This window comes from Thioalkalivibrio sp. AKL8 (assembly GCF_000380525.1).
Lineage (GTDB): Bacteria > Pseudomonadota > Gammaproteobacteria > Ectothiorhodospirales > Ectothiorhodospiraceae > Thioalkalivibrio > Thioalkalivibrio versutus.
In genome coordinates this window covers 603,100-624,993 of record NZ_AQYF01000009.1, presented here as the reverse complement: position 1 = coordinate 624,993, position 21,894 = coordinate 603,100, and the positions used below count along the sequence as shown (strand labels likewise).

The 21,894-nt window shown below is 68.6% G+C and carries 12 protein-coding genes; 8 read left to right on the top strand and 4 right to left on the bottom strand.

All coding sequences use genetic code 11. From position 1 onward, the window contains the following. Positions 1-112 precede the first annotated feature (112 nt). Genes recC through recD form a run of 3 tightly spaced genes read left to right on the top strand, consistent with a single transcriptional unit; the run spans position 113 to position 9,410 of the window. Positions 113-3,613 (top strand): exodeoxyribonuclease V subunit gamma, encoded by a 3,501-nt coding sequence (gene recC, locus G335_RS0112220; RefSeq protein WP_043690124.1) that lies wholly within the window; start codon positions 113-115, stop codon positions 3,611-3,613. Further along, the gene (recB, locus tag G335_RS0112215) at positions 3,610-7,302 is read left to right on the top strand and encodes an exodeoxyribonuclease V subunit beta (protein ID WP_018176931.1); all 3,693 of its coding nucleotides are present in this window, start codon (positions 3,610-3,612) and stop codon (positions 7,300-7,302) included. Before recC ends, recB begins: the two co-directional genes overlap by 4 nt. After that, on the top strand, positions 7,299-9,410 hold the full coding sequence (gene recD, locus G335_RS0112210) for an exodeoxyribonuclease V subunit alpha (protein WP_018176930.1): 2,112 nt from the start codon (positions 7,299-7,301) through the stop codon (positions 9,408-9,410). The genes recB and recD overlap by 4 nt, the downstream gene beginning before the upstream one ends. 258 nt (positions 9,411-9,668) lie before the next feature. Here the strand turns inward: recD and G335_RS0112205 are convergent, their stop codons facing one another. Beyond that, positions 9,669-10,316 carry an ERCC4 domain-containing protein gene (locus tag G335_RS0112205; RefSeq protein WP_018169567.1) on the bottom strand — a complete coding sequence of 216 codons (648 nt, stop codon included), beginning with the start codon at positions 10,314-10,316 and terminating at the stop codon, positions 9,669-9,671. Between the two features lie 207 nt (positions 10,317-10,523). Between G335_RS0112205 and G335_RS0112200 the strand changes: the two genes are divergently transcribed. Next, on the top strand, positions 10,524-10,895 hold the full coding sequence (locus G335_RS0112200) for a hypothetical protein (RefSeq protein WP_018169568.1): 372 nt from the start codon (positions 10,524-10,526) through the stop codon (positions 10,893-10,895). A gap of 301 nt (positions 10,896-11,196) precedes the next feature. On the opposite strand, the gene G335_RS0112195 is transcribed toward G335_RS0112200, so the two are convergent. Further along, positions 11,197-13,722 (bottom strand): bifunctional diguanylate cyclase/phosphodiesterase, encoded by a 2,526-nt coding sequence (locus tag G335_RS0112195; protein ID WP_018176929.1) that lies wholly within the window; start codon positions 13,720-13,722, stop codon positions 11,197-11,199. 17 nt (positions 13,723-13,739) lie between these two features. After that, entirely contained in the window at positions 13,740-15,323 is a 1,584-nt protein-coding gene (locus G335_RS0112190; RefSeq protein WP_018176928.1) for a PAS domain-containing methyl-accepting chemotaxis protein, read from the bottom strand. A 306-nt stretch (positions 15,324-15,629) separates the two neighbouring features. Here G335_RS0112190 and G335_RS0112185 point away from each other — a divergent pair, with 306 nt between their 5' ends. Together G335_RS0112185 and G335_RS0112180 are read left to right on the top strand one after the other, a co-directional pair. After that, the gene (locus G335_RS0112185; RefSeq protein WP_018176927.1) at positions 15,630-16,949 is read left to right on the top strand and encodes a DEAD/DEAH box helicase; all 1,320 of its coding nucleotides are present in this window, start codon (positions 15,630-15,632) and stop codon (positions 16,947-16,949) included. Between the two features lie 492 nt (positions 16,950-17,441). Then, positions 17,442-18,671, top strand: a complete 1,230-nt coding sequence (locus G335_RS0112180) for a methyl-accepting chemotaxis protein (protein WP_018176926.1) — start codon at positions 17,442-17,444, stop codon at positions 18,669-18,671. A gap of 98 nt (positions 18,672-18,769) precedes the next feature. Here G335_RS0112180 and G335_RS0112175 read toward each other — a convergent pair whose 3' ends face one another. Continuing rightward, the gene (locus G335_RS0112175; RefSeq protein ID WP_026304838.1) at positions 18,770-20,323 is read right to left on the bottom strand and encodes a DUF255 domain-containing protein; all 1,554 of its coding nucleotides are present in this window, start codon (positions 20,321-20,323) and stop codon (positions 18,770-18,772) included. 115 nt (positions 20,324-20,438) lie between these two features. On the opposite strand from G335_RS0112175, the gene G335_RS0112170 reads away from it, so the two are divergent. Beyond that, entirely contained in the window at positions 20,439-20,903 is a 465-nt protein-coding gene (locus tag G335_RS0112170; RefSeq protein WP_018176924.1) for a phosphate-starvation-inducible protein PsiE, read from the top strand. Positions 20,904-21,073: 170 nt separating this feature from the next. Beyond that, positions 21,074-21,862: a hypothetical protein gene (locus tag G335_RS0112165; RefSeq protein ID WP_018176923.1), complete on the top strand. Its 789-nt coding sequence runs from the start codon at positions 21,074-21,076 to the stop codon at positions 21,860-21,862. Positions 21,863-21,894 lie beyond the last annotated feature (32 nt).

Genomic DNA, 21,894 nt, shown 5'->3' with positions numbered 1-21,894 from the left:
GGGGATGGTAGGGTAGGCGCATCTGGACCACGCGGGCCTTGAGGCCTTGCGCGGTATTTCCCGAATGGATCAAGGAGCCGGGTTGGTGGAGTCGCGCGAGTTGCAGCCAGGGATGGTGGTGCTGCATGGCAATCACCTGGAGTCGCTGCGCACGCTGGCGGTGGAGTGGATGCGCCGCGCGCCGCTCGGTCCGCTGGAGAACGAGACCATCCTGGTGCAGAGCAACGGCATGGCGCAGTGGCTGCGGCATGCCCTGGCCGCGCCGCCGGATGCCGACCCGCCGGGCTGCGGGATCGCGGCGGCGCTGGACATGCAGTTGCCGTCGCGCTTCGTGTGGTCGGCCTATCGCGCGGTGCTTGGCGCCGAGGCCGTCCCGCTGGAATCCCCGTACGCCAAGCGGCCGCTGACCTGGCGCCTGATGCGCCTGTTGCCCGAGTGCCTGGCGCAGGACGCCTTTGCACCGCTGCGCCAGTTCCTGCAGGACGACGATCCGGGGCAGGGGGGCGACCTGCGCAAGCGTTTCCAGCTGGCCGAGCGCCTGGCGGACCTGTTCGATCAGTACCAGGTGTACCGCGCTGACTGGCTGACCGACTGGGCGGCCGGACGCGACATCCTGCGCGACGCCCGCGGGCAGGAGCGCGAGCTGGCCCCGGGGCAGCGCTGGCAGGCCGAGCTGTGGCGCCTGCTGCAGGCGGATATCGGTGCGGCCCGCGAGGCGGTCAGTCGCTCGGCCGTGCATGCCCGGTACATGGACGCGGTGCGCGCGCTGGAGCAGCGCCCGGCGGGCCTGCCCCGGCGGATCATCGTGTTCGGCATCTCTTCGCTGCCGGGGCAGATCCTGGAGGCGCTGGAGGGCCTGGCGCGGTTCTGCCAGGTGCTGGTCTGCGTGCACAACCCCTGCGAGCACTACTGGGCCGACATCGTCGCCGACAAGGACCTGCTGCGCGCCACGCGCCGGCGCCAGGCGCGCAAGGCAAGCATGCCCGAGGCCCTCGACGAGGCGGAGCTGCACAACCACGCCCACCCGCTGCTGGCGGCCTGGGGCAAGCAGGGACGCGACTACATCGGGCTGCTGGACGAACACGACGACCCCGAACACTACGGCCGGGTGCTGCGCACGCTGGACTGGGAGCGCGTCGACGTCTTCGAGCCACACGGCACGCGCGGGCCGGAGGACTGCCTGCTGCACCAGCTGCAGGAGGACATCCGCGAGCTGCGCCCGCTCGCCGAGACCCGGGAGACCTGGCCCGCGGTCCCGGCGGAGGACCATTCCATCCAGTTCCACGTGGCGCACAGCCCGCTGCGCGAGGTGGAGCTGCTGCACGACCGGCTGCTGGACCACTTCGAGCGCGACTCGTCGCTGCGCCCGCGCGACGTGATCGTGATGGTGCCGGACATCGATCAGTACGCCCCGCACATAGAGGCGGTGTTCGGCCAGCCGGAGACCGATGATCCGCGTTTTATCCCGTACACGCTGTCGGACCAGGGGCCGCGCGGTCGCGATCCGGTGCTGATTGCGCTGGAGCAGTTGTTGTCGCTGCCGGAGAGCCGGATGGGCGTCAGCGAGCTGCTGGATCTGCTGGATGTTTCGGCGGTGCGCCGGCGCTTTGGCATCGCGGAGGAGGACCTGGGCCAGCTGCACCACTGGGCCGAGGGGGCCGGCGTGCGCTGGGGGCTGGATGCCGCGCAGCGCGCCGGGCTGGGCCTGCCCGAGGGGCTGGAGCAGAACACCTGGCGCTTCGGCCTGCGACGGATGTTGCTGGGCTACGCGCTGGGAGACCAGGGCCCGTGGCAGGGCCTGGAGCCCTACGACGAGATCGGCGGGCTGAGTGCCGCGCTGCTGGGGCCGCTGGACGCCCTGATCGCCGCCCTGGAGGAGGCGTGGGCGTGGCTGCGCCAGGCGCATGCGCCGGCAGACTGGGCCGTGCATCTGGGCGGGCTGCTGGAGCAGTTCTTCGCGGCCGAGACCGATGCCGAGCTGTTCACCCTGGAGCAGCTGGGCGAGGCCCTGGATCAATGGCGCGAGGACTGCGCGGCGGCCGGACTGGAAGAGGCGCTGCCGCTGGCGGTGGTGCGCGAACAGTGGCTGGCCAGCCAGGACGATTCCGGGGTGGGCCAGCGTTTTCTGGCCGGGCAGGTGAACTTCTGCACCCTGATGCCGATGCGGGCGATCCCGTTCCAGGTGGTCTGTCTGCTGGGGATGAACGACGGCGACTATCCGCGCAGCCCGACCCCGGTGGACTTCGACCTGATGGCGAACGACTACCGTCCGGGCGATCGCTCGCGGCGCGAGGACGACCGCTACCTGTTCCTGGAGGCGCTGCTCTCCGCGCGGCGCCAGCTGCATGTGAGCTGGGTAGGGCGGCACGTGCGCGACAACGAGCCGCGCCCGCCGTCGGTGCTGGTGGGCCAGCTGCGTGATCACCTGGCGGTGGGCTGGGGGCTGGCCGGGTCCGACGGGCCGGAGGCCGGCCCGGCCCTGGTGGACCACCTGACCACCTGGCACCCGCTGCAGCCGTTCTCCCCGGTGAATTTCCCGGCAACAGACGCCGCCGACGCTCGGCACTTTACCTACGCGCGGGAGTGGGAGGCGGTGCACGATCCGGCGCCGGCCGCTGCGGCGGATGCCGCTGGTGGCGCCCCCGCGGCGGTGCCGTTGCTGGAGGCCGAGCGCGAGCCGCGCGCCCTGGGGCCGGAGGCACTAACGCGCTTTCTGCGCTTCCCGGTGGAGGCGTTCTTCCGCCATCGTCTGGGGGTGTTTTTCGACGAGGAGGAAGAGGCCGGCGACGACCTGGAACCCTTTGGCCTGGCCGGGCTGGAGCAGTGGCAGGTGCGTCAGCAACTGGTCGCGGCGGCACTCGATACCACCGACGACGCGGAGGCCTGGCCGAGCATCCTAGAGGCGGAGTCGGCCCGGCTGCAGCGCGCGGGCCGGCTGCCGCTGGGTGCGGCAGGCGAGCTGGAGCGCGGCGCGATGGTGGAGGAGGCCGCGCGGCTTCTGGAGCGGATCGGCGAGCGCTATGCGCTGTACCCCGAGTCGTTGCCGGCCGCGCGGCCCCTGCGTCTGGAACACGAGCACTGGGGCCTGGAGGCCGTGCCACCCGCCCTGCGCAGCGACGGGCAGGCGCGGATGTGCCTCGACTACACCGCAAGCCGCATCGGCGATGGCAAGAAGTGGCGCTTCGACAAGCTGATGGCGCCCTGGGTGATGCATCTGCTGGCCAACGCCGGGACGGGCGGCGTGGGCTCCGAACTGGTTGGACTGGACAAGCGCCTGGAGCTCCCGGGGCTGGAGCCGGGGCTGGCCGAGGAGTTGCTGGGGACGCTGCTGGAGGCCTGGGCGGCGGGCCAGGAGCGGCCGCTGCCGCTGGCCTGCGCCGCAGCCTTTGCCTGGCTCGCGGCGGAGGAGGGATCGAAGGATCCGTATGACGAGGCGCTGAAGACCCTGCGCGGGAATGACTTCGCCGCCGGCGAATGGTCGCGCAGCCCGGCGCTGGCGCGTGCCTGGCCCGACCCCGAGACCCTGCTGGACGATCCGGACTTTGCCTTCTGGCGCGACCGGATCTACCGGCCGGTGTTTTTCGTGGTGAATCAGGCAGAGGACCCCGCATGAGCGCGACCGCCCACAAGCTGGATCTGCTGGGGCTGCCCCTGCACGGCAGCCGCCTGATCGAGGCGAGTGCCGGCACCGGCAAGACTTACACCATCGCCGCGCTGTACCTGCGCCTGGTGCTGGGGCACGGCGAGCTGCCCGAGGGCATTGACGCCCTGACGCCGCCGCAGATCCTGGTGATGACCTTTACCGACGCGGCGACCCAGGAGTTGCGCGAACGCATCCGCGACGCGCTGGCGATTGCCGCGCGCGTGTTCCGCGCGCAGGACCCGGACGCGGTGCCGGGCGTCCAGGATATCCACAAGCAGTTGCGCCGCGAATACACGGAGGCGGAGCGTCCGGGCGCCGCGCGCCGGCTGGAGCTGGCGGCGGAGTGGATGGACGAGGCCGCGGTCTCCACCATTCATGGCTGGTGCTATCGCATGCTGCGCGAGCATGCCTTCGACAGCGGGAGCCTGTTCACCCAGGACCTGGCGAGCGACCAGCAGGAGTTGCTGGCGGACGCGGCGCGCGACTACTGGCGCCGTTTTGTCTATCCGCAACCGGCGGCGCCACTCGCGCTGCTGCGCAACGCCTTCGGTGCTGATCCCGACACGTTGCTGCAGAAGATCCGGCCGCTGGTCGGGCATCTCCCGGCCCACACGGCGGATGTGGAGCTGGAGACGCCGGAAGGCTTGGCAGCTGCATTGGGCGATCGGCTGGCGCGGCTGGAGGCCATGAAGCGGCCCTGGCGCGAGGACTTTGCGGCGGTGGCCGCGCAGTTCGAGACGCTGCGCAACTCGGTTCTGAACAAGCAGAAGTACAGCAACCCGGAGAAGTTGCTGGGGGCCATGCGCGACTGGGCGGCGGACCCCGGCGCACTGCGACCAGGCGGGGTCTCCGGCGACTCGCCCCTGGAGCGTTTCAGCGCGGCCGGGATGCAGGCCCGGCTGAAGGCGGGGCAGGCGCTGCCGGACGATCTGCATCCGGCCTTCGCGGGGCTGGACGATCATGCCGAGGTCTGTTTGGACGACCGCGAGCGCCTGTTGCAGGCGGCTGCGCGGCAGGTGGACGCGCGGTTTCGCCAGGCACAGCGTCAACGCGCGCAGATGGGTTTCAACGACCTGCTGACCCGGCTGCGCGACGCCCTGGACGGACCCGGCGGCGAACACCTGGCAGCGACCCTGCGCGCCCAGTTCCCGGTGGCGCTGGTCGACGAGTTCCAGGATACCGATCCGGTGCAGTATCGGATCTTCCACCGCGTCTACCGCATCGACGAGAACCCGCGCGATCTGGGCGTGCTGCTGATCGGCGACCCCAAGCAGTCGATCTATCGCTTTCGCGGGGCGGATATCCATACCTATCTCGCCGCGCGCGCGGCCACCGCCGGGCGGCATTACACGCTGGAGCGAAACTTCCGGTCGACCGATGCCCTGGTGCAGGGCGTGAACCGGCTGTTCCAGCATGCCGAGGGCTGGCAGGACGGGGCCTTCCTGTTCCGCTCGGGAACGGAGAACCCCTTGCCGTTTCTGCCGGTGGACGCGAACGGCCGCCCGGAGGCCTTTGAGACCGACGGACAGGCGGTGCCGGCCGTTACGCTGTGGTGCCATGACCCGGGCGAGCCGGTGGGCAAGGGCGCCTATCGCGAGCGCATGGCGCAGGCCTGCGCCAGCTACATGGTGGAACTGCTCAACGGCGGGATGGCCGGTCGCTGTGGCTTCCGCAAAGGTGAGGAATTGACCGGGGTACGGCCACGCGACATGGCGGTGCTGGTGCGCGGGCGTGGCGAGGCGGATGCGATCCGTGCGGAGCTGCGCCGGCGGGGTGTGCGCAGTGTGTACCTGTCCGATCGCGAGTCGGTGTATGCGACCGCCGAGGCGGGAGACCTGCTGCGCTGGCTGCGCGCCTGCGCCGAGCCGACCAGTGAACGCCTGCTGCGCGCGGCGCTGGCGACCGCGACGCTGGGGCAGTCGCTGGACGAACTGCATCGGCTGACGCTGGACGAGCTGGCGTGGGAGGTCCGCGTCGAGCAGTTCCGCGACTATCGGCGGCTGTGGCAGTCGCGCGGGGTGCTGCCGATGCTGCGCCGCCTGCTGCACGACTTCGAGGTCCCGCGCCGGCTGCGGGCCACGGCCGAGGGCGAGCGTGCCCTGACCAACCTGCTGCATCTGAGCGAGCTGTTGCAGCAGGCGGCCGCCGAGCTGGATGGCGAGCAGGCGCTGATCCGGCATCTGACGGAACATCGCGGCGGCGAAGGCGAGACCGGGGAGGAGCAGGTCCTGCGCCTGGAGAGCGACGAGGACCTGGTCAAGGTGGTTACGCTGCACAAGTCCAAGGGGCTGGAGTATCCGCTGGTGTTCCTGCCGTTCGTCTGCAATTTCCGTCAGACGGATACGGCCAAGGACGTGCCCTACCGCGATCATCCGCCGCAGGGTGGGGCGCGCTGGGTATTCCGCATGGACGGCGAGGTGTTCGAGCGCGCCGAGCGCGAGCGCCTGGCCGAGGATCTGCGCCTGTTGTATGTCGGCATGACCCGCGCGCGGCATGCCTGCTGGCTGGGGATTGCGCCGATCGTCTCCGGAAACAGCAAGACCAATCACTTCGACCGCACGGCGGCCGGATACCTGCTGGCCGGACCCGCGGGGGTGCAGGACAGCGGGTTGGAGGCCGCGCTGCGGGATGCAGCCGGCGACGCATCGGCGATTCATGTGGGGGCTCTGCCGGAGGCGCGCGCGGTGGCCGCGCAGATGGGCAGTGCCACGACCGCGACGGGGCCGGCCCGGGTGCCGCCGCCGCGCCGCTTCGAGCGCTGGTGGGTGGCCAGTTACAGTGCGATTGCCGCGCATGACGAGGGGGTCGCGCCGGTGGCCCCCGACTCGGCGCGCGAGGACGTGCTGCGCGAGGGGGTGGCGGATGCGAGTCGGCCGCCGGTGGAGGCGTCGGAGCCCGAGTCGCGCGCGGCCAGTGGGCTGCATGCCTTCCCGCGCGGGCCCGGGCCCGGCACCTTCCTCCACGGGCTGCTGGAGTGGGCGGCGGAGCAGGGGCTCGCTGCGCAGGCGGCAGATCCCGAACGGATGGCGCAGGAGATCGCGACACGCTGCGAGCGGCGGGGCTGGGGCGAGTGGTCGGAGACGGTCGCGGACTGGATGCAGCAGTTGCTTGCGGTCGCCTTCCCGCTGGAGGACGGCGAACATTTCAGTCTGGGCGGCCTGACCACCTATCAGCCGGAGCTGGAGTTCCTGTATCCGACGCGCAACCTGCAGGCGGGCGAGCTGGATCAGGGGGTCCGCGCGCAGATCCTGCCCGGACAACCGCGCCCGCCGCTAGGGAACGTGACCCTGAACGGGATGCTGAAGGGATTCGTCGATCTGGTCTTCGAGCACGGCGGGCGCTATTACGTGGCGGACTACAAGTCCAACTGGCTGGGAGCCTCGGCCCAGGCCTACACCCCGGAACGCCTGCAGGCGGCGGTGCTGGAACACCGTTACGACCTGCAGCTGGTGCTCTACACCCTGGCACTGCATCGCCAGCTGGCCGCACGCCTGCCGGGCTACGACTATGACCACCACATGGGCGGCGGGGTGTACCTGTTCCTGCGTGGCGTGGATGCGCCGGGGCACGGGGTGTTCCATCACTGTCCGCCGCGCGCGCTGATTGAATGGCTGGATCACCGCATGGCGGCCGGCCCGAACCGGGAGGCGACGGCATGAGCGCGGTGATGACAACGGGCCCCCTGGCCTCGGCGGAGGCCGTGCTCGACCTATTGCGCGAGTGGGAGGAGGCCGGCTGGCTGCGCAGCGTGGACCGGGCGCTGGTGCGCTTCCTGCACGAGCAGGCCCCGGCGTCGTCGCCGTTGGCCCTGCTGCTGGCGGCGCTGGCCAGCCATCAGGTCGGACGCGGCCATGTCTGTCTGGAATTGGACGCATTGCTGCAGGCCCCCGACGCCACGCTGGCCCTGCCGCCGGAGGGCGAGCCGGGTTCGCGGCCGCCGCCGCGACCTTCGTCGGTACTGCAGGGGGTATCCGTTGCGCAGGTCGCGGAGGCCCTGCAGGACAGTGGCCTGGCCGGACCGGGCGAATTGGGTGGAACGCCGCTGGTGTATACCGGGGAGCAGGTCTATCTGCGCCGCTATTGGGAGAGCGAGCGCCGCATCGGCCAGGCCATCCGCGCGCGCCTGGCGGACCGCGAGGCCTGGCAAGGTGCGCTGGACGAGCAGGCGGCGCGGGACTGGCTGGATCATCTGTTCGGACCGCCGGCGGAGGCTGCCACTGACCCGGACTGGCAGCGCCTGGCCTGCGCCCTGGCGGCCGGGTCCGGCTTCAGTGTGATTACCGGCGGGCCGGGGACCGGCAAGACCACCACCGTGCTGCGACTGCTCGCGTTGTTGCAGGGGTTGCAGGGTCCGGACGACCCGCTGCGCATCCGCCTGGCGGCGCCGACCGGCAAGGCGGCGGCGCGCCTGAATGCCTCGGTCAGCGGGGCGCTGGATCGCCTGGGGCTGGACCAGCTGCCCGATGGCGACGCGCTGCGTCGGAACCTGCCCGCCGAGGTGGTGACGGTGCACCGCCTGCTCGGGGCGCGCCCGGATACCCGGCACTTCCGCCACGGGGCGCGCAACCCGCTGGCGGTGGATGTGCTGGTGGTGGACGAGGCCTCGATGATCGACCTGGAGCTGATGGCGAGCCTGGTCGAGGCCGTGCCCCGCACGGCGCGCCTGATCCTGCTGGGGGATCGCGATCAGCTCGCCTCGGTGGAGGCCGGCGCGGTGCTGGGCGAACTGTGCCACCGCGCCGGGGGCGGGCACTACACGCCGCAGACCGCGCACTGGCTGGAGGCCGTGACCGGGATGGCCGTGCCGGCGGCCATGCAGGATGCGGCCGGTCAGGCGCTGGACCAGCACATCGTGATGCTGCGCGAGAGTCATCGCTTCGGCGCGGACAGCGGGATCGGGCGGTTGGCCGCGGCGGTGAACACGGGCGAGGCATTGAATGGGCCGGACGGGGACGATGCCGTCCGGCAAAAGGTACTCGCTGGGCCCGAGGACCCGGCACTGGTGACGCTCGCGGTGGACGGGCGCGCGGACACGCCGGAGGGCGAGGCGGTGGGTTATGCGGGCTATCTCGAGGGCCTGCGGGCGGCGCGGCCGGCCCCGGCGGCCCCGCGCGCGGCCTGGGAGGACTGGGCGCGCGACGTGCTGGCGGCCCACGGGCAGTTCCAGCTCCTGTGCGCGGTGCGCCGCGGCCCGTGGGGGCTGGAGACGCTGAACCGGCGCGTCGCCGCGGCCTTGCAGGCGCGCGGCCTGCTCGAGGGGGACGCGGGACGGATGGACGGGCCGGGGGCCGGCGGACAATGGGTCGAGGGGCGCCCGGTGATCGTCACGCGCAATGACTACGCGCTGGGGCTGATCAACGGCGATATCGGCATTGCCCTGGCCGTCCCGGCCTGGCTGGCGCGTGGCGAGCCGGAGGCGGACTCGGATGCCACCAAGGGCGAAGACTGGGTGCTGCGGGTGGCGTTCCTGGCCGCCGGGGACGGCGGGCGTGTGCGCTGGGTGCTGCCCAACCGCCTGGAGGCCATCGAGACCGCGTTTGCCCTGACGGTGCACAAGGCCCAGGGGTCGGAGTTCGAGCACGTGGCCCTGGTGCTGCCGGACGCGGACAGCCCGATCCTGACCCGCGAGTTGGCGTACACCGCGATCACCCGCGCCAGCCGCTGGTTCAGCCTGCTGGAGCCACGTGCGGGCACGCTGGTTGCGGCCAGCCAGCGCCAGATCCGCCGTAGCGGCGGCCTGCGGCGGTGGCTGGGGAACGCGTCGTAACGCGTCGTAGAGTGCGTTGAGCATCGCGAAACGCACCGTTCACGGGACAACACCCGCCCTCTTGATGCGATTCGCTGCGCTCATCGGCATCCTACGTCCGTTGCCCGTGTCCGGGGTTGGCAGCATTGTCGGATGCGATGAGCCCCGCGACTCGCATCACCTCGCCAATCGTCCGCTGTCCAGGTCCGGCTTTGGCGGGGGCTTCGCCTGCAAGCAGGCTCCCACAGAGGGTCGTGCGGCTGGCCGCTCGGGGGGTGTTCAGGTGGTGCGGCTGCCGTAGGTGACGACGGATTCGATGCGTTGGGCGCGTTCTGCGTCGAGGCCGTCGGTCTGGGCGAGGGTGGCAGCATCGGCGTTGATGATGTCGCGCACGCTGCCGATGTCGCGCAGGAGGTCGCGGGCCTGGTCGGCCTCGACGCCGGGCAGGCCGCTGACGATGAATTCGGCAGCCTTGCGCCGGGTGTCGGGCTTGGTCGGGCGGTCAGACGGGTCCGGCTCGATCTGTGCGTTCAGCCCCAGCAGGTAGATCAGCATGCCGCTGTTGTCGGCATCGGAGCTGGGCAGGACGCTGATCCCGAGGGCGATCGTCAGGTGGGCCAGGGCGCGGTGGATGTCCAGCGCCTGCTGGTGGAAACGCGGCTCGTAGAGGTCCCCCTCCACGATGTAGACGACCTGCTGGTAGTTGGCCTTCAGCTTGGCGGCGCTCTCCCACAGGGTCTTGTCGACGACGCTGAGCACCATGTCGGTGGCGGACTTGCGCTCGACCACGACGCCGTTTGGCAGCAGGTAGTCGCCGACGTCGAGGTCGGTGAATTCCAGCTCCACTCCCTCCAGGCGTTCGATGCGCTGAATGATCTTGCCCTGCTCGCGGCGGTCTGCGCGGATCGGCAGGTGAACGTTTTCCATGGGGGGGCTCCGGTTGGTTGGCAAACTCAGGGCACTCTAGGGCGTGCCGCGGGCCGCTCCAAATGGCCGGATGGCGGGCGGGGCGGCCCGGTGCACGGGTTGGCGTGCGTGGGCGCCGCACATGGCCTACAGTCGGGGAGCGTGCCCGGCGGATGGCAACCGTGGGCATGCATGGAAACAACAAAAATAGAAAAGGATGGAGTGCATATGTCGATTCAGATTGCAGTGGTGGGGCTTGGCCGGGTGGGCGGCCGCTTCCTCGAGATGTTGCTGGAGTCCGGTCTGCCGGGGATGACGATCTGCGCGGCCTCGGAGCAGGGCGAGACCGAGGGGCGCCGGCTGGCCGAGGCGAAGGGGATCCCGCTGGAGTCGGTTGCGGATCTCGTGGCGCGCGGGGATCAGGTGGACGTGATCTTCGATCTGACCGGGCAGCCGCAGGTCCGCCAGGAGCTGCGCGAGGGGATGCAGAACAGCGGGAACCGCCATACGGTGGTGGCGCCCGAGGTGATGGCGCACCTGACGTGGTCGATGCTGACGCGCGAGGCCCCGCCGGACGTGCACGGCAGTACGGGGTACTGATCCAGCGCCGCGTCGCCGGGGGTTCGATGGCGGCGCGAATGGCTGGATTCGGTCACGAAAGGCCGCCTTCGGGCGGCCTTTTTGTTGCTGGCTGGCGCGCAGGCGTTGGAGGCCAGGCGGAGCGATACGCAAAATGATCGCTCGCTGGTTCGAGCTGATGGTGGGTGTCCTTCCCCTTGATGTCATCCCGGCCGTACCGCAGCGCGGAGCCGGGATCTTCGGTGTCGCGGTGGCCGGCCGGGGGATCCCGGATCACCGCTACGCGGTGTCCGGGACGACGGGGTGGTGTGGGGGCCCCGCTTCAGACCAGGCGTGTCTCCAGGCAGTCGGCGAGGGCGAGAGGCGCCATGGCCCTTGAATGAATCCAGCCCTGGTAGAGGTCGCAGCCGATCGTCCGGAGGAAGTCGCGCTGTGCCTCGGTCTCCACGCCCTCGGCCACCAGGGTCAGGCCCAGGCTGTGGCCGAGGTGGACGATGGAGCGCAGGATCATGTCGGATTCCGGGTCCTGGCCGATGTCGGCGATGAACGAGCGATCGATCTTGAGCTTGTCGATCGGCAGCGATTTCAGGTAGGCAAGGGAGGAATAGCCGGTGCCGAAATCATCCAGTGCGACCCGGATGCCCAAGGCCTTTAGCCCGCGCAGTTGATCGCGGGTCAATGCGACGTCCGCCATGGCCACGGTTTCGGTGACCTCGATTTCGAGGTGCTCGGGTGGGGCGCCGGTGGCTCGGAGAGCCCTGCCCAGATGGTCCACCAGGTCATGTTGGCGGAACTGAATGGCGGAGATGTTGATCGCGACGCGGAGGTCGAGACCCGCGCGGGACCACTGGGCGAGCTGCTCGCAGGCCGTGCGGATGACCCAGTCGCCCAGCGGCAGGATCAGTCCGTTGGCCTCGGCGCTGGCGATAAAGCGTGCCGGAGCAACCGGTCCGAGCTCGGTGTCCGTCCAGCGTGCCAGGGCCTCGACGCCGATGATGCGGTTCGAGGCGACATCGAGCAGGGGCTGGTAGTGCAGCTCGAGTTCGTGGTTCTCCAGCGCCTGCTGGAGGCGCTGCTGCAGGCGCTGTTCCTCATGCACCTGGGCGTCCAGGTGCTGTGAGAAGAAGGCATAGGTGTTGCGTCCGGAGTGCTTGGCCTCATACATCGCCATGTCGGCGTAACGCACCAGGGTGCATTCGTCGCGGGCATCGCGCGGGAACAGGGCGATACCGACGCTCCCGGTGGAGGCGAGGTTGCGCGCGTGTTCGGTCTGGAACGGGCTGTCGAAGATGCCGAGGATGCGCTGGGCGACCTGGCCGATGGCCTGTTCGTCCTCGACGTTGGTCAGCAGGATCATGAACTCGTCGCCGCCGAAACGCCCGATGGTCGCCTCCTGGTCCAGGGCGCCCTGAAGTCGGGCGGCCACGGCCTTCAGCAGCTGGTCGCCCTCGTGATGGCCGAAGGTGTCGTTGACCATCTTGAAGTTGTCGAGATCCAGCAGCATGACGGCGATCGGGTGGCCGTGACGTTCGGCCTGGGCGATCCCCTGCGTCAGGCGGTCGTGCAGGAGCCAGCGGTTGGGTAGTTCGGTCAGGCTGTCGTGGGTGGCCTGGTGCTGGATCCGCGCCTCGCGGCGCTGGCGGTCGGTGATGTCGCGGATGAACGCGGTGATGCGGCGGCCTTCGCTGTCGTCGAAAGCATTCAGGCTGATGTCCAGCGGGAACTCGGTGCCGTCGATGCGGCACCCGCGCAGGTGGGGCACCTGCCCCATGGTGCGGCGGTTGATGGTGTGGGCATGTGTTCGCCGGTGCATGCGGTGGCGTTCGCGCAGGCGCTCGGGGACCAGCCGCTCCACCGGTTGCCCGATCAATTGCTGGCGTGGATATCCGAACAGACGTTCGATGTTGCGATTGGCCATCACGATACGGCCGTCCATGTCGGTGACCAGCACGCCGTCGGGGGCCGTCTCCACCAGTTGCTGGTAACGCTGCTCGCGCATCTCGATATCGCGGTGGGCCTGGTGCAGGCGCTGGAGGGGCGAGCGTACGCTTTCCAGGAACAGGCCCTGGTAGATCAGGAGATACGCCGCGAGCTTGTAGATATGGCCGAGTACAAACGGGGTGTCCGTCAGGTCTTCGTAGAACATGAAGAACAGCCCGCTGCCGATGCTGATGACCAGGGCGGCGGCGACCAGGGGCATGCCCGGACGTTGCAGCAGCTCACGGCGCAGGGCGAGCAGGGCCAGGGTGACCAGGTGCAGGCTGATCACCAGCGCCTCCAGCCCCACCTTGATGGGCGTGAGCCCGCTGACCGGGTCGAACAGGGGCGGGATGATCTCCGCATGCCAAAGTCCGATCCACGCCAGCAAGGCGACTAGCAGGAGACTCCCGATCAGGTAGACATGGCGTGGTGGACCGTCGCTTTGCGAGACCATGGGCAGGGCCACGTAGGCGAGCAACGCCGCCGCCGCGACCAGGCGCGCGGCCAGCCAGAACAACAAGGTCTGTTGTGGCGAGTTCGGGGTGATGAAATCCGGCATGGCCGGATAGGTCATCAGGTGCAGGAAATCAAGCAACGCGACCGCCAGGAAGGCGCACGCCAGCAGCAGAGAAGCGGCCACGCGGCGGCGGTCGATTACGTGGTAGCCCACCGCAAACACCAGTACGGCCACAACCACCGCGAACAACTCCGCGCCCGTGTGGAAGGCGGTCAGGTGTTCGCTGGGCAGGATGCGGGGCAGCTCCGCCCCGAGCATCCAGATCGCCAGCGGTAACAGCAATAGCGCCAGCAGAACGCCGGAGGCGAGGGCAATATGTTGCCGCAGGTACCGATCGGATGGGGAAGTCATCTGGGGAGCTTTCCCTTTCAGCGATGTCTTGCCCAGAACTGCCGGGCGAGGCCTTGCAGTCCGGTTGCGAGCTGCGCGACCTCGCGGGCGGCGGTGTCGCTTTGATCGGCCCGGTTCGCGGTGGTGTCGGCGGCGCTGCGGATCGAGTCGACCCCCCGGCGGATCTCTTCCCCGGCGGTCCCCTGTTGTTCCACGGCGGCCGCAATCCGGGTGCTCATGTCGCGGATCTGTCCGACGCCCGAGGTGATGTTTTCGAGTGCCGCCGCCGCCTGCCGGGCCTGTTCGACGCTGGTTTCGGCCTGCGTGCGGCTTTGCTCCATGGAGGCCACCGCAGCCCGCGCGCGATCCTGGAGACGCTCGATCATCTGCTGGATTTCGGCGGTGGAATCCTGTGTTCGACTGGCCAGTGTGCGCACCTCGTCCGCCACCACGGCGAAGCCTCGCCCCTGTTCGCCGGCGCGTGCGGCCTCGATCGCCGCGTTCAGGGCGAGCAGGTTGGTCTGCTCGGCGATGCCGCGGATCACGTCCAGAACGCTGCTGATGTCCTGGCTGTGGCGTTCCAGTTCGGCCATCACACCCGATCCATCGCGAATATGCTGTCCCAGGTTTTCGATAGCCTGCGTGCTTTCGGCCACGACGCCGCTTCCGGCACCGGCTTCGCGGTCGGTCCGGTCGGCTGCATCGGCCGCACCCTGGGCGCTGCGGGCGACCTCCTGCACGCTGTTCACCATCTGCTGGGTGGCGCTCGCCACCTGCTCGGTCTCGGTCTGTTGATGGTTGCAGGCTTGCCGGCTGTCACCGACCGCAGTGACCAGGGCGTCGGCGGTCCGGGTAAGGCGTTCGGCCGCGTTCCCCATGCGCCCGACGACCGAGCCTGCCTCTGCCTCCAGCATCTGCATCGCGAACAGGATCTCGCCGGCCTCGTCGGTACGCCCGGTGTAGATGTACTGGCTGACCGGGTTGTTGGCAATGCGGCGGGCGTGGGCCACCGCGCGGCAAAGCGGCGTCAGACTGGTCCAGACGAGCAGGCCGGCGACCAGCAGGGTGGTCAGGGTGAAGACCAGTGCGGAGCCCCAGGTGATGCCGGTCAGGGCGAGGCTGGCAATCAGGCCCAGCAGCACGCCACCGGCCACCGAGGCGACGGCCCGGGTCTTGATGCCAATGCGTGGCAGACGCAGCGACAGGGGCATGCGCCCCTCGAGCAGGGCGGTGTAGACGGATTCGGCCTTTTCCACCAGCTCGCGTTGCGGCTTGGTGCGGACGGATTGGTATTCGACCGTTTGACCGTCCTCGGTCACCGGTGTGACGTACGCGCTGACCCAGTAATGGTCGCCGTTCTTGCAGCGGTTCTTGACCATTCCCATCCAGGATCGTCCGCCTTGAACGGTCTGCCAGAGGTCCTCGAATGCGGCAGGGGGCATGTCCGGGTGACGAACCACGTTGTGATTCTTGCCCAGCAGCTCTTCTTCCTCGAAGCCGCTGATGTCGATGAACTCTGGGTTGACGTAGCTGATGGCCCCCTTGAGGTTGGTGGTGGAGAGGATATTGGCACTCTCCGGGTAGTCCACCTCGATCCCGGTGACAGGCAGGTTGCGTTTCATTTTGTTCCCCTGATGGCCGATCGTTGTTGTTTGGGGTCGCGTCGGCCTGACCGATGCTGCGTTGGCATCGGTTTTTTTGAGATGAAGCTAGCGGATATTCCCGCACAAAACAAATATATATCCGATGGGGTATGGAGCGGTGTCTTTTCATTGACAAAAGGCGTATAGTGCCCGGATCGAACGCCCCGCCCGTCAGCGTCCGTTCATTTGATCCAGAGCCTTCCGGCTCGCAGTGATCCCCCTGATTTCGTTTCCCCCGATGGGTGCTCTGTGTTGAACGAGTGGCGGGTGGCGTTGGAGCATTCCATGACTGATACGACCTTTGCCGACCTCGGGTTGGCCGATACCCTTTTGCGTGCGCTGGAAACCTCCGGGTACCAGCACCCGACCCCGATCCAGGCCCAGGCCATCCCGGAAGTCCTGAAGGGAGGCGACCTGCTGGCCGCCGCCCAGACCGGCACCGGCAAGACCGCGGGCTTCACCCTGCCGATTCTGCAGCGCCTTTCCACCTCGGATGCGCCGCAGGCCGGCAATGGCCGCCCGCGTTGCCTGGTGCTGACCCCGACCCGCGAGCTGGCTGCGCAGGTTCACGAATCCGTGAAGACCTACGGGCGCAATCTGAAGATGCGCTCGATGACGATCTTCGGCGGTGTCAACATGAACCCGCAGATCAAGGCCCTGCGTGATCGCATGGACATCGTGGTGGCGACGCCGGGGCGTCTGCTGGATCACGCCAATCAGAAGACCATCGACCTGTCCGGTGTGGAGATTCTGGTCCTCGACGAGGCCGATCGCATGCTCGACATGGGCTTCATCCGTGATATCAAGAAGCTGATTGCGATGATGCCGAAGAACCGCCAGAACCTGATGTTCTCGGCGACGTTCTCCGACGAGATCCGCAAGCTGGCCAACGGCCTGCTGAACAACCCGGCGGAGATCGACATCGCGCCGCGCAACACGACCGCCGAGGGCGTGAAGCAAAGCGTGCACCTGGTCGAGACCAGCCAGAAGCGCGAGCTGCTGAGCCACCTGATCCGCACCAACAAATGGGAACAGGTGCTGGTGTTTACCCGCACCAAGCATGGCGCCAATCGCCTGGCCGAGAAGCTGTCGAAGGATGGCGTGCGCTCCGAGGCGATCCACGGCAACAAGAGCCAGGCGGCGCGCACCAAGGCGCTGAAGCAGTTCAAGTCCGGCCAGGTGCCGGTCCTGGTAGCCACGGATATCGCCGCGCGCGGGCTGGACATCGACCAGCTGCCGCAGGTGGTCAATTTCGAGCTGCCGAACGTGCCGGAAGACTACGTGCATCGCATCGGTCGCACCGGGCGTGCCGGCTCCGACGGCGCCGCGCTGTCGCTAGTGGATGGCGAGGAGATCAAGCTGCTGAAGGGCATCGAACGCCTGATCAAGCGCCCGATCGACCGTATCGAAACCGAGGGCTTCGCCACGCCGAAACCGGCTGCCAATGACGGCAACGGCAATCGCCGTGGTGGTCCGGGTGGCAAGCCGGGCGGAGGTGCCCGCAGTGGCGCCCCGCGCAACGGTCGCGGTGGCAAGCCCGGTGGGGGTCGCGGCGGCAACGGTCGCCCGTCCGCCAGCGGCAACCGCGCGGCCCGCAGCCGGTAAGCGGATCCGCTAACGCAGTACCGCGAACCCGCGGTCCCGAGTCTCGGGCCCGCGGGTTTTTTGTGTCTGGGTATCGGGGGTGAGGCGAGCGCCCGCTCAAGGGCTTTATTCACCACGAAGCGCACGAAGGCACGAAGAAGGTCAAGGCCAAAGGCGTATTAACACAGAGGACACGGAGGACCCAGAGAAAGGACGAATTCTGTCTGGAACGTCCGTTAGCCATCGCCGCTGGCCCCACCGCTGAAACCAAGCGAGCCCCCTGCTTCAAGTTGACAGCCTTTCCATCCTCTCCGTGAACTCCGTGTCCTTTCTGGCGCAATCGCCGTTGATCTTCTTCGTGCCTTCATTCGTTTCGTGGTGAAACGGTTTTTCGGCTTGTCGTGGGACCTGGGGTTGACCCGGGTCAAGACGATAGGGGCGGGGCGGATGGATACTGTGTCGGGCTCAAGACCGGGATCGGCTGGTCGTTAAGGGACGGAAAGGAGGGCGTCGATGAAGATTGGACCGTTGGGTGGGCTGCGACTGAAGCTGATTATCCTGGTGATCGTGGTGAGCACCGTGCCGTTGTCCATCATGGGCGGGGTGACCTTCCACACCATGAAGGGCGATCTCGCTGCGGGTGTGGACGCGGCGCTGGTGACCCAGTTGTGGTGGCTGCTGTGGGTGCTGTGGATCGTCGCGTTCGTGGTGGCGCTGGGTATTGGCTGGTTCTACGCCAATGTGCTGACGCGCCCCATGGAGCGCCTGGCCGAGGGGCTGGAGGCGATCGGCGAGGGCCGCGCGGATCTCGGGCACCGGGTGGAGGTGACGACCGACGACGAGATCGGGCGCACCGGCGCGGCCTTCAACACGGTGATGGACCGGCTTTCGGGGCTCATTCGCCAGGTTGCGGACGCGGCGGACGGGATTGCCGCCTCGGCGCGGCAGCTGGATGGGCGCAGCAATGAAATGACGCGTGCCACTCACGAACAGCGCGGTGATGTAGAGCAGGTGGTCACGGCGATGAACCAGATGTCTGCCACGGTGCAGGAGGTCGCCAACAACACGCAGAGTACGGCCGAGAGCGCGGGGCAGGCGACGCGTGCGGCGGAAGGCGGGCGCACCGTGGTGCAGGCGACCCAGGCGGCGATCAACACCCTGGCCGGCGAGATTCGTCAGGCGAACAACGTGATCGTGGAGCTGAAAGGTGACAGCGACAACATCGGCACGATCCTGCAGGTCATCGAGGAGATCGCCGAGAAGACCAACCTGCTGGCGCTGAACGCGGCCATCGAGGCGGCGCGGGCCGGCGAGGCCGGGCGGGGCTTCGCGGTGGTGGCGGACGAAGTGCGCCACCTGGCACAGCGCACGAACGACTCGACCGGGGAGATCCGCGAGATCATTCAGCGCCTGCAGGGCGGGGCCACCCGTGCGGTGCAGGCGATGGAGGTCAGCCAGCAGCATGCGGAGACCTCCGTGGCGAAGGCGGGCGAGGCCGGCGAGACCCTGGAGTACATCCACGACTCGGTGACCGCCATCGACGACATGACCCGCCAGGTGGCCAGCGCGACCGAGGAGCAAAGCCAGGTGGCGGAAGAGATCAACCGCAACATCCACCACATCAACGACATCGCCGTGCGCAATGCCGACGGGGCGAACGAGATGCAGCAGGCGGTGGAGGCCCTGGAGGCCCTGGCACAGAAGCTACAGGGCGAGGTCGCGGGCTTCCGTCAACAGGCGTAACGGCCGAGCCAGGCCCATCGCAGGTTCGGCTCGCCATCCTGGGAAACCGGGGGTGGTGTGACGCCGGATAAGCGACCGCGAGGGTTTGCTTCGGGGCTTTAGAAGCCCCGGCGCAGGGCGTCGAAGCCCAGAGCGACGTCGTCGGGGTCGGCACCGGGCTCGATGCGCAGGCGTTCGCGCACCATGTCGCGATCGATGTGGGATTCCTCGATGGCAGCGTCCGGCAGGTGGTAGAGCCACCAGGCCAGCGCCGCCTGGGTGCGGGTCTCCGACCAGGGTTCCAGATCGGTGCCGATCCGCTCGGCGTGGGCGCCCAGCTCCTTGTTGAAGAACGGTTCCAGCCGGTCCAGTGCCGCGAGCGGGTCGGGCATCTCCGGTCGCTCCCCGTCCAGTGCCTCCGTGGCGCGCGCCAATTCCTGGCGGGCGATCTCCGGCCAGATCTGCGAGGGCAGGTAGCCCCCCATTGCCGGGCGGCCGGTAGCCGAGATGCCGTGGAGGTAACCCTGTTCGGTCTGCAGGTAGCGATCCAGCGCCGTCAGGGCCTCGCGCGCCCACTCAAGCGTTTCCCGGTCTTCCATTACCCGCGCCATGTTCGCCAGGGCGGCGATGGCCTGGCCCGAGGTGTCGGCGTAGGTGTTGCGGTCGACCCGGGGCGGGTCGGTTTGCGTGCGCGTCTCCGGGTCCAGCTGGTAGTAGTCGCGGTCGGCGTACTGGCTGTTGCCGAAACGCAGCTGACGCTCGTCCCATAGTTGATTGCGCAGGTAGTCGCGGATGCCGCGGGCGATCTCGGCGTGGTGCTCGTCACCCAGCGTCTCGTAGGCGTTCGAGAACAGCCACAGGAAGGCGGCGTTCTGGTCCAGGCGCTTGGAGGTCTCCAGTGCCAGGACCGGGTCGCGCTGGTCCGGGTCGTGAAAGAAGAAGAAGCCGCCTTCGACCTCGTCGTAGAGGTCCTCCGCGATCTGGTCGAGTAGCCCGGGCATGCGATCCCGCCACGCTTCGGCGGTGAGCAGGAAGCGATAGGTCCAGGGCTGCGGGCGCTTGCTGAGGGTGCCGAAGGTGGCGCTGCCGCTCAGGCGGTCGGCGCGGGCATCATAGACCTCGTCGAGCATCTCCATGAAGGCATCAAGATCGTCGATCGCGGCATCGTCCGGCGTGATCTCGCGACCGGTGACCGAGAACATGTCCCGCTGGGCCACCAGGATGCTCTGCAGGTCGCGGGCATTCACGTGACCGGTAAAGCGGGTCAGCATCTCGTCCTCGTGATTCACGATGACCACGAAGGGCAGGCCGCGGCCACCGTAGCGCCGGAACAGATCCGCACGTTCGTCCAGATCGACCAGGACCGGGATGTAATGCTGGTCGATGGTGTCCACCACGTCGGGGTTCTCCAGGGACTCGTCCTGGAAGTCGCGGCACCAAGTGCACCACTGGCCGTGAAAATAAAAGAAGATGGGCCGCTCGCGTGCCTCGGACTCCTCGAAAAGCTGGCTGTCCCAGTCCTGCCACGCGATTGCGGAATCGGCGGGGTAGTCCTCCGCGGCGGCCGGCAGCGCGAGCAACAGCAGGACGAGTCCCGCGACGAAACCGCGTGCGGCGGACCACTGGATGCGGTGCGTAGCGGGCGGACTTTTGATGTGGAGAGGTTTAGTCATCGCGGGTGCTTCAGATCGTTGTGTCTATTGGTATAGACCAATGGGAGAATTGAGCGTTCGTGCCCGGGGCGGGTGGTAGGATGGCCGGACGTATTGGGGCAATTGTGGTGAATGCATGAACGTCGAACGCGCCGGGCGCCGCGCCCTGCATCATGTCGAAGTGGCCGTGCTGGTGGTGATCGCCGTCGCCACCGTGATCGCGATCCTGCAGGAAATCGCCACCATGGTCTCGGCGATGTGGGTGGGGTTGGCCGACCTGCTGTTGCTGTTCATCTTTCTTGAGGTGCTGGCGATGGTCGGGATCTACTTGCGTTCCGGGCGTCTCCCGGTGCGCCTGCCGATCTACATCGCGATCGTCGCGCTGGCGCGCTACGTGATCATCGACATGAAGGACATGGACGTATGGGAGCTGATCGCGGTGACTGCCGGGGTCCTGATTCTGGCAGGCGCAGTGCTGGTGCTTCGCTACGGTCATGTCCGGCTCCCGTATGACGACGAAGGTCGCATCACGCCGGGCATCGAGGACGATCCGGCGAAGGAGCGCGACGTGCCGAAGGGGCGCTACGGGTCCGATCGATGACGCGGCCGGGTGCAAGCCGGCGGGTGATTCACCTGTTGCCCGGCCTGTGGGCAGCGCCCGAGGGTGCGGTGGCCGGTGCGCCTCCGCTCTCTGTGCGACGTCTGGCGCGCTGGCTGGGACGGGCGCGGAGCGGGGTCACCGGCACGGAAGCACCAGGGTGGGAGGCCGCGTTGGCCGAGCGGCTGGGATACCGGCCAACCGATTCCGGCTGGCGAACCTGGCTGGTCCAGCCGGTGCAGCTGACTGCGGGGATGAAGGACCTGGTGGCCTATCCGGTGGATCCGGTGTCGGAGGCCGAGCGCGAGGCCTTGTGGTCGGCTGCACAGCCGGAACTGGAGGCGGCCGGGGCGACCTTGGCGCTGAGCGAAGACGGCTTGTGGGAGTTGCGGATGGACGCCGCGGGCGATGCGTCGGGCCCGCCACCGTCGATCGGCATGGGGCGCGCGATGGTGGCGCCGTCGATGCAGGGCGATGTAGCTCGGCGCCTGCAGGTGCTGGCCAACGCCTTGCAGATGGCCTGGTTCCAGCACCCGGTGAATCTGGCGCGCGAGCGGGAGGGGCGTGGGGCCGTGCATGGCCTCTGGCCCTGGTCGCCCGGGCATCCCGGTGGCCCAACGAGTGTGGGCCGTGTGTGTGGCGGCGGTGTGGTCGCGCACTGGCTGGCGCGGGGTGCCGGCATCGACTGGGCGGCCGACCCGGCGGCCGACCCGGCGGAATCCGGCGACACCGTGGTCGTCGTCGAGGCACTGGAGGCGGCGCCGTCGCTCGAGCGCCGGCTCGAGCTTCTGGAGTCGGTTGCCGACGACGTGGTGGCGCCGAAGCTGCGGGCTCTGATCCGTGGCGGCCTGGGCGCGCTCGAATTTGTTGATCCGCAATCCACGGCCGGGTCGGGCGCCGGCGCCCTGGTGCTGGAACGCCGCGACACGCTGGCGTTCTGGCGCCGTCCCCGCCGGCCCTGAAGCCGCTGTCGGGTGTTATACTGCGCGGCTTT

Excerpts from the sequence above, each read along its gene's own strand:
- recD (WP_018176930.1), top strand. The coding sequence starts at position 7,299 with ATGAGCGCGGTGATGACAACGGGCCCCCTGGCCTCGGCGGAGGCCGTG.
- G335_RS0112180 (WP_018176926.1), top strand. The coding sequence starts at position 17,442 with ATGAAGATTGGACCGTTGGGTGGGCTGCGACTGAAGCTGATTATCCTG.
- recB (WP_018176931.1), top strand. The coding sequence starts at position 3,610 with ATGAGCGCGACCGCCCACAAGCTGGATCTGCTGGGGCTGCCCCTGCAC.
- G335_RS0112200 (WP_018169568.1), top strand. The coding sequence starts at position 10,524 with ATGTCGATTCAGATTGCAGTGGTGGGGCTTGGCCGGGTGGGCGGCCGC.
- G335_RS0112175 (WP_026304838.1), bottom strand. The coding sequence starts at position 20,323 with ATGACTAAACCTCTCCACATCAAAAGTCCGCCCGCTACGCACCGCATC.
- recC (WP_043690124.1), top strand. The coding sequence starts at position 113 with ATGGTGGTGCTGCATGGCAATCACCTGGAGTCGCTGCGCACGCTGGCG.
- G335_RS0112205 (WP_018169567.1), bottom strand. The coding sequence starts at position 10,316 with ATGGAAAACGTTCACCTGCCGATCCGCGCAGACCGCCGCGAGCAGGGC.
- G335_RS0112190 (WP_018176928.1), bottom strand. The coding sequence starts at position 15,323 with ATGAAACGCAACCTGCCTGTCACCGGGATCGAGGTGGACTACCCGGAG.
- G335_RS0112195 (WP_018176929.1), bottom strand. The coding sequence starts at position 13,722 with ATGACTTCCCCATCCGATCGGTACCTGCGGCAACATATTGCCCTCGCC.
- G335_RS0112170 (WP_018176924.1), top strand. The coding sequence starts at position 20,439 with ATGAACGTCGAACGCGCCGGGCGCCGCGCCCTGCATCATGTCGAAGTG.
- G335_RS0112185 (WP_018176927.1), top strand. The coding sequence starts at position 15,630 with ATGACTGATACGACCTTTGCCGACCTCGGGTTGGCCGATACCCTTTTG.